9 protein-coding genes are annotated in these 6,373 nt (G+C 36.4%); 5 read left to right on the top strand and 4 right to left on the bottom strand.

Annotation, left to right across the window (positions count from 1 at the left end; translation table 11 throughout):
- Positions 1 to 101 precede the first annotated feature (101 nt).
- Positions 102 to 440: a hypothetical protein gene (locus ACI2LY_RS30055; RefSeq protein WP_350627224.1), complete on the top strand. Its 339-nt coding sequence runs from the start codon at positions 102 to 104 to the stop codon at positions 438 to 440.
- Positions 441 to 557: 117 nt separating this feature from the next.
- Here ACI2LY_RS30055 and ACI2LY_RS30050 read toward each other — a convergent pair whose 3' ends face one another.
- The 3 genes from ACI2LY_RS30050 to ACI2LY_RS30040 all read right to left on the bottom strand — a co-directional run bounded on the left by ACI2LY_RS30050 (position 558) and on the right by ACI2LY_RS30040 (position 2,378).
- Complete coding sequence (locus ACI2LY_RS30050; RefSeq protein ID WP_311948678.1) at positions 558 to 815, bottom strand: hypothetical protein; 258 nt, start codon at positions 813 to 815, stop codon at positions 558 to 560.
- Positions 816 to 836: 21 nt separating this feature from the next.
- Positions 837 to 1,319: a hypothetical protein gene (locus tag ACI2LY_RS30045; protein ID WP_016611721.1), complete on the bottom strand. Its 483-nt coding sequence runs from the start codon at positions 1,317 to 1,319 to the stop codon at positions 837 to 839.
- 435 nt (positions 1,320 to 1,754) lie between these two features.
- Positions 1,755 to 2,378, bottom strand: coding sequence for a hypothetical protein (locus ACI2LY_RS30040; protein WP_311948681.1), 624 nt, complete (start codon positions 2,376 to 2,378; stop codon positions 1,755 to 1,757).
- Positions 2,379 to 3,234: 856 nt separating this feature from the next.
- On the opposite strand from ACI2LY_RS30040, the gene ACI2LY_RS30035 reads away from it, so the two are divergent.
- From ACI2LY_RS30035 to ACI2LY_RS30025, 3 genes are all read left to right on the top strand, one after another.
- A complete protein-coding gene (locus tag ACI2LY_RS30035; protein WP_350627192.1) occupies positions 3,235 to 3,969 on the top strand; it encodes a replication initiation protein in 735 nt (244 codons plus the stop codon).
- A 274-nt stretch (positions 3,970 to 4,243) separates the two neighbouring features.
- Positions 4,244 to 4,708 carry a hypothetical protein gene (locus ACI2LY_RS30030; protein WP_350627190.1) on the top strand — a complete coding sequence of 155 codons (465 nt, stop codon included), beginning with the start codon at positions 4,244 to 4,246 and terminating at the stop codon, positions 4,706 to 4,708.
- Positions 4,709 to 4,989: 281 nt separating this feature from the next.
- The gene (locus ACI2LY_RS30025; protein ID WP_249455640.1) at positions 4,990 to 5,262 is read left to right on the top strand and encodes a hypothetical protein; all 273 of its coding nucleotides are present in this window, start codon (positions 4,990 to 4,992) and stop codon (positions 5,260 to 5,262) included.
- 180 nt (positions 5,263 to 5,442) lie between these two features.
- On the opposite strand, the gene ACI2LY_RS30020 is transcribed toward ACI2LY_RS30025, so the two are convergent.
- Entirely contained in the window at positions 5,443 to 5,529 is an 87-nt protein-coding gene (locus tag ACI2LY_RS30020) for a type I toxin-antitoxin system Fst family toxin (RefSeq protein WP_114148919.1), read from the bottom strand.
- A 254-nt stretch (positions 5,530 to 5,783) separates the two neighbouring features.
- On the opposite strand from ACI2LY_RS30020, the gene ACI2LY_RS30015 reads away from it, so the two are divergent.
- Positions 5,784 to 6,353, top strand: a complete 570-nt coding sequence (locus ACI2LY_RS30015) for an HTH domain-containing protein (protein ID WP_350627222.1) — start codon at positions 5,784 to 5,786, stop codon at positions 6,351 to 6,353.
- Positions 6,354 to 6,373: the final 20 nt, after the last annotated feature.

Raw genomic sequence — 6,373 nt, 5'->3', positions numbered from 1 at the left:
ACTTCTGAAAATGAAGTCGTGCGACCGAAACAAGAAAGAAAGAAGAAGTGGTGGCACTTTTTCCGTGAACCCTAAGATAGCGCTGAAAGGATGGATTGTGTATGCCGTTTTCAGCTTATGTTGACAGCTATCCGATTACTGCGTATATCGTGGGGCACCTTGGTTTATCGGTGAGTGATTTTTGTCGACGGTATGAATTCGATCCCATGATCGTCAAGGGGTGGCAAACAGCGAATCGTTCCGTTTTCTCCTTGCCTGCTGACTTTGTGGAGTGCCTAGCCATTGCGTCCGACAAAACAGCGGATCAAGTTCGCTGTATTTTACGCTTGTTAGAAACGCAACATTTCGCTTATCTTGCGACAAGTCTGGAGTGGAACATAACACCGTTCCAACTCGCCCCCCCGGTTTCTTCACAAACGCCCCAAAGAGAAGAAGCTTGATTTACCAGTATTTTAGTGATCAAACATAGCTAGACCAATTGAAAATCACAAAGAACGCCCGTCAATCGCTTGATTGACGGGCGTCTTGTGTTAATCGAGATTATGTTAACTAAGGGTTTAAATAACTTCTTCTAGCCAAACTTTATATGAAATATCCGAAGCGATTGACGTTTGTATTTCAGGACTAACTATGAATCCATACTCTTCTTCACTTGTTTCAAAACCATACATAACGTCTGAAATCTTATACAATTGCCCATTCCATAGGATTTTTTCCCCTTTTCTTGGAATAAATGGTAGCGCCACAATATCAAATTTTTCAGAGTAGTTTTCACTGTTTTTGTTTAAGGTAATAGCTAATTCAATCGCGTACAATTTTCATATCCTCCAAAAATATTAATTAATTGAAACCACACGTACAGGAGAAAAACAACTTGCATTTCCCTTTGAAGTATAAATTTGAGCAACCCCATTTATTCTGTAAGTTCCTCCTTTTTTATACGTCCAAGTTTGAGAAATAGTCACACCACCAGATTTTGGGGAATAGCTTCCCGGAGAAGTCGTTTGTCCCAAAATCCCAATATTATAAACAGCGTTCACTCGGTTAATTATAGCATTTGTTTTCAATTTCCAAACAGCTGTAACCTTTCTTCCACTTTTTGTCACCGTAAAAGAAGTCGTAGACCAAACTGGACCAGCCTTAGCTTGAGCTTGGGTTTGGAAAATATCATTGTTATTGATTATACTGTCAGATTCAAATATTGCTGAATCCGATTCTACAATAACCTGCTCCTCAGCTTGAACATTTACTCCAAATGCAATAACCATAAAAGCTGTTAAGGTCAATCCTACAAGAACTGCTCTAATAATTTTTTTCATAAATAAATTCTCCTATTCCTTTGGTAGTCTCAATGTATAGTTTTTATCAAATCTTGTATATAACACATCTGTTTACTCCGTAGCAACGAAGTTAGCGTTGTTTTAAGTTAGTTTGTTGCATTCTTATCACTCGGAAAAAAAGTGCAATTATGACGTATACGATCAGAACAGATATGAAATAAACCGCTAAATCAATTTGTACTTTCTTCCACATGCTAGGTAACAAAATTAAGAATCTATTCTCTAGAAAACCATCGTAACTTCGATACGTAATAAATGGAACTGGAAAGCCCATTAAGTAACTCGTCATGCCATCTGAGGTATTCTCCCTAGGATTTAACACAAAAGCGCTCATCAGAGGAATTATAAGACTAATAATAAACCATTTAATATTTAAACTTTTTTTCATAATGATCTTCCCCTAAAATAATAGATTTAAATTTTATGTGAGAAATTCCAAGTATCATTGATTTTTGCGCCAATCGTAAATCCTTTTACTTGAAATCCTAATAATGAATAACCGTTTACTTTTATTTTTACTGTGTCTTTAGTGTTATTTGTTTTTACAAAATTTGAAGATGCACTGGTTTGATTCCAAGTAACAGCAATTTGTAAGCCTGAATAGTAAGATTTAATTCCTGAAACCTTAGTAAATTGATTTTTACCATTTACTTTTTTGTATTCATAATTGAAGGATACATTTCTCCAAGTAGGAAGTCCAGTCATTCCATAGCCACTAAACGGAGCCCATTGAGAGACTGTTTTACTTCCAGCAGCTCTGGTTTGGATAGGGTTCTCATTAATTGTAAATTCTGTTTCACTGCTATTTTTAAACTCTGCTAGAATTTTTTCTAATTCTTCTACACTGTCTAATTGAATAATATTTTGCGGATCAATATCTTCTGCGGGTACTACTTCGAAATCGTATTTACCGCTTTGTTCAAGTTCTTTTACTTCACTGATAACTGCATTTTCTTCGGTAATACTATCAGCTGATACAATATCCTTCCACCCAAAAAAAGCAACAAACATTAATCCCACTAAAATAACTTTTTTCATAACATATAGCCTCCATTTAATTTGATTTTTTAACGCGAATTTCTAGTATATTATCCATAATTCCCGCTTAAAACATAAGAAACGCATAGTTTACATGGGGTTGTATTTGTAACTTATTCGTTTACAAGACCTAATAAGGCTAATTATTTGGAAATTTGATACTATTTTTATTTATTTTCCTACTTCTTGCATTTAAATTGTTTTGCAAAGTTCTCAACCGTGTTATTTTGGGGTTGTTAGGGCTTGCCCTGACCGCCTGTAAGGCGCTTTGCTAATAATATAACCTTTAAGATCTAAAAACGTCTTAGAAAGGCTTTTACGAGCAATCAGGCCCTATCCAACCCCGACTTTATTTAATGTTTTGATTTTAACGAGTGAACGGAGTGAACGCTGCAAGCCTAATGTGAGAGCGTAGCGATCACTCCTTTTTGCCCTTGAAATTAGGTCTTTTGGTTGTGGTTCTAGTCTTTTTGAATAGTATGTGCCACAAAACTATGCAGTGTTTAGGGTTTAATCTTTACTAGCTGTTTATTAGATTCGCGAAGATGATTACTTGAAAGAAAAATGATGTTTTGGGCGGGAAAAATTACCTGTGGAAAAACTCGCGCGCGCACGCGTTTATTTTATATATCTTTTATAAGACCTTTTATAAACCCTTTTAGGGGTCTGTTGCGCCTTACTCTCCCAAGCGATACAGAATGGTACTAACACCATTTTGTATGAGTACCAACACCATTTTGTATGAGTACCAACACCATTTTGTATGAGTACTAACACCATTTTGTATGAGTACCAACACTACCTGTTTACATTTAGGTTAGTGTTTGTTATATTTTTAATGTGAGGGGGGAAAGGAATGGACAAGAAAACGGATTTAGCAGTTAGATATCAAAATGAATTGAACCTTGTGCCTTTAAAAGAATTCAACGCTAAAGAAATGGATTTGTTCTTTGCATTATGTGCTCGTATGAAAGAGCGTGGACTAGACAATGTGCGCTTTTCTTTTGAAGAGTTGAAAGAATTGAGTGAATATAAGTTTACTGGTAATGATAGATTCGTTCATGATTTGGAGAATGTCTATCAAAAAATGATCAGTATGTCTTACCGTACGGATGAGATCAATGAAGATGGCGACCGAGTTATCAAACGTTTCGTATTGTTTACAGGGTTTGAAATTAATGTCTCTAAAATGTTTGTCGATGTGAGTGTTAATCCAAAACTGGACTACATTATCAATGGTTTAACTACTGAGGTTTCTAGGTTTGAATTATCTGCTTTCACTTCGATTCGCTCTACCTATGCAAAAACATTATTCCGATTGCTTATGCAATATCGCTCTACTGGTTATTATATTGTGAGAATTGAAGATTTTAAAGAACGAATGGATATTCCGGAGAGCTATCGCCAAATGGGACAAATCGATCAAAAAGTTTTACAGCCTGCACTAAGGGAATTACAAAACTATTTCAGAGACCTAAAGGTCACAAAAATCAAAGCAAAAAAAGGCAATAAAATTGCCAAACTGGAATTTACATTTTCAGGTCTAAAGACTAACAAACCAAGAATTCCAATGCATGATTGGACAAAATAAAAAAGAACTTGCCCCCTCACATTTAAGCAAGTTAGGCAAGTCCGTACGCAACCCACTACGATTGCTAGTTTATTCTAGCATATGCGTGCGGACTTCTAAAATGAATTATTTTTTTGGAGGTCATATCATGACAAAAAGCAATAGATTTATCAAAAAGTTCACCGAGGATTTGCACGCAGAAATATTTTCCTATATAGGATCCACCCCTAATTTTCCTACTGGTGGTAGTGAAGAATTTATTGAGAACGTTCTGCGATCGACTTAGAAAAACAACGTGAGGAAAGAAGGAATTGCTTTGACAAAGGAAAAATTACAAGTATATATCGACATTGAACATAGGGACGCTTTGGAAGAATTGAAAACCTATTTACCTGTCGAAGAGACAATAAATGATAGTGCGCTGATGCGATTTATCATAATCGATTTGCTTAATCGCATACGAAAAGAAGAATTATTTGAAAAAAAAATATTAGATTCATTGTCTGTTTTGACCGTAATGACAAACGCAAAGTTGGAACAAGATCACACCCAAATACCAGATTTATTTTCTTCCAACGTATACCAAGAGGCAGTATCAATGAGCAAAAAAACTGTGCGAAATGAAAATTATCGGTTCAAGAATAAGAAAAAAAATCAGACTAATCAAGAAACAAAAGGCAACAATATCGTACAAGAAGATACAAAAAAAGGACTCAGTTTCAACGAAATTGTTGCTCAATACCTTCCAAAAAACTATTAGTGTTCGGGTATTTTTTCTAAAGGAAAAAGTAATATTGAAAGTAGTCATGAAGTAGTCAGAACAGCGAAAATAACCACCTGAGTAGTCGCAGTAGTATTCATGGGAGAATACTAAAAAATAAGGTGTGGTGACTTATCTAAAGGCCTTGAAACGCAATAGGCACAGCCTATTTTCCCACTCTCACTATGAGAGTGGTGCGTTCACCTTATGCTCTTTTCATAATTACGATTTTTTGATAATCAGTAAGTTTAAAAATGAGATTAAGATGGGAGTTTTTTATTATGACAAGATTCACTTTAAGCATTGACAATGAAGCGCTAGTTACGTACTTAGAACAGCGTGCTAAGAAACAAACTTTCAATACAAGAAAGAAAGTCACCCGCAACGAAGTGATCAATCAAATCCTCCAAAATGAAATGATCAAGGATCTAACAAATAATCGAGAAGTGGATATGCTTAAAGACAGTTTGGATGACTTTAAACACATTTTACAACAATACATTGACACGAATAATGCGCTCTTGTATCGAGCCTTTGAAGCAGATGGTATTTAGTTACTCAAGATTCTTGATTTTGATTTTTTAATCCTTCCTTGCTATAATAAACGTGCGAAGTGATATCAAGAACAAAGCATATTTACACCAAAAAGCCCTCCTACTGCGAATAGGAGGGCTTTTTTTTTGCGCTGTTGCGACTCAGCGTTGGTGCCAGAAGGCAACTGCTTCGATTATCGACTAATCGTCTAGCCAGCGATCAAACAGTATTAATACTATCCCCACAAGAAGTGGTGCGATAATCAGTGATATCAAGGTCTCAAACATATTTACACCCCCTCTCGGGGCAGTTGCCATAAATGAGTATAGCATACCCGCCCTATCGACTATTTTGATCCTTGCATATTTTAATATAGCACTCAGATCCTATGTGCGACCCCCTCGTAATAAAAAGTTTGTCCCACGTTTAATTTAGGGTGTTAGGGCTTTACATGACCACTTTTAAGACGCCTTAAAAGAAATCGATAATCGAATCAAATTCATGTATACTAAAAGAAAAAAGCAACTGAGGTGACAACCTTTTGACAACGGATAGACAACCAAAAGAAATGTTGACAGTAAAAGAACTTGCAGAATTTTTTGGTATCAGTAGACAAGCCATGAGGAAACATGTTGACAACCTAGAGCCAACGTTCCTTGCCAAAAATAGCCAAGGATACAAGACAGTTCTATGGTCGGGGGTGTTGCACCTTGCTGACAAGCTAGGACGTCCCGAGTTGCTTGAAGCGTTCGAAATTCCTAACACAGCAAGCTCTGACAGTATAGAAACGAAGTTGTTTTCACAGTTGCAACAAAAGGACGCACAAATTGATCAGCTGCAGTCGTTATTAGCCCAACAACAAAAACTTCTTGATCAGCAACAACAGCTAACTTTGCAAGCGAACAAACAAATACTGCTTCTGACGTCGCAGGAACGCTTATCAGGCGATTTAAACAAAGAATCGAATAATGATTCAGAAAATTTTAAAACGCCTCAGAACGCTTATGAGAGCCCCTCAGAGCAAGAAGAGAAATTCACTTCTGAAAATGAAGTCGTGCGACCGAAACAAGAAAGAAAGAAGAAGTGGTGGCACTTTTTCCGTGAACCCTAAGATAGCGCTGAAAGGATGGA

The sequence above is a fragment of the Streptomyces sp. NPDC002176 genome (assembly GCF_044903645.1).
Classification (GTDB): Bacteria; Actinomycetota; Actinomycetes; order Streptomycetales; family Streptomycetaceae; genus Streptomyces.
This window is presented reverse-complemented; position numbering and strand designations above follow the sequence as displayed.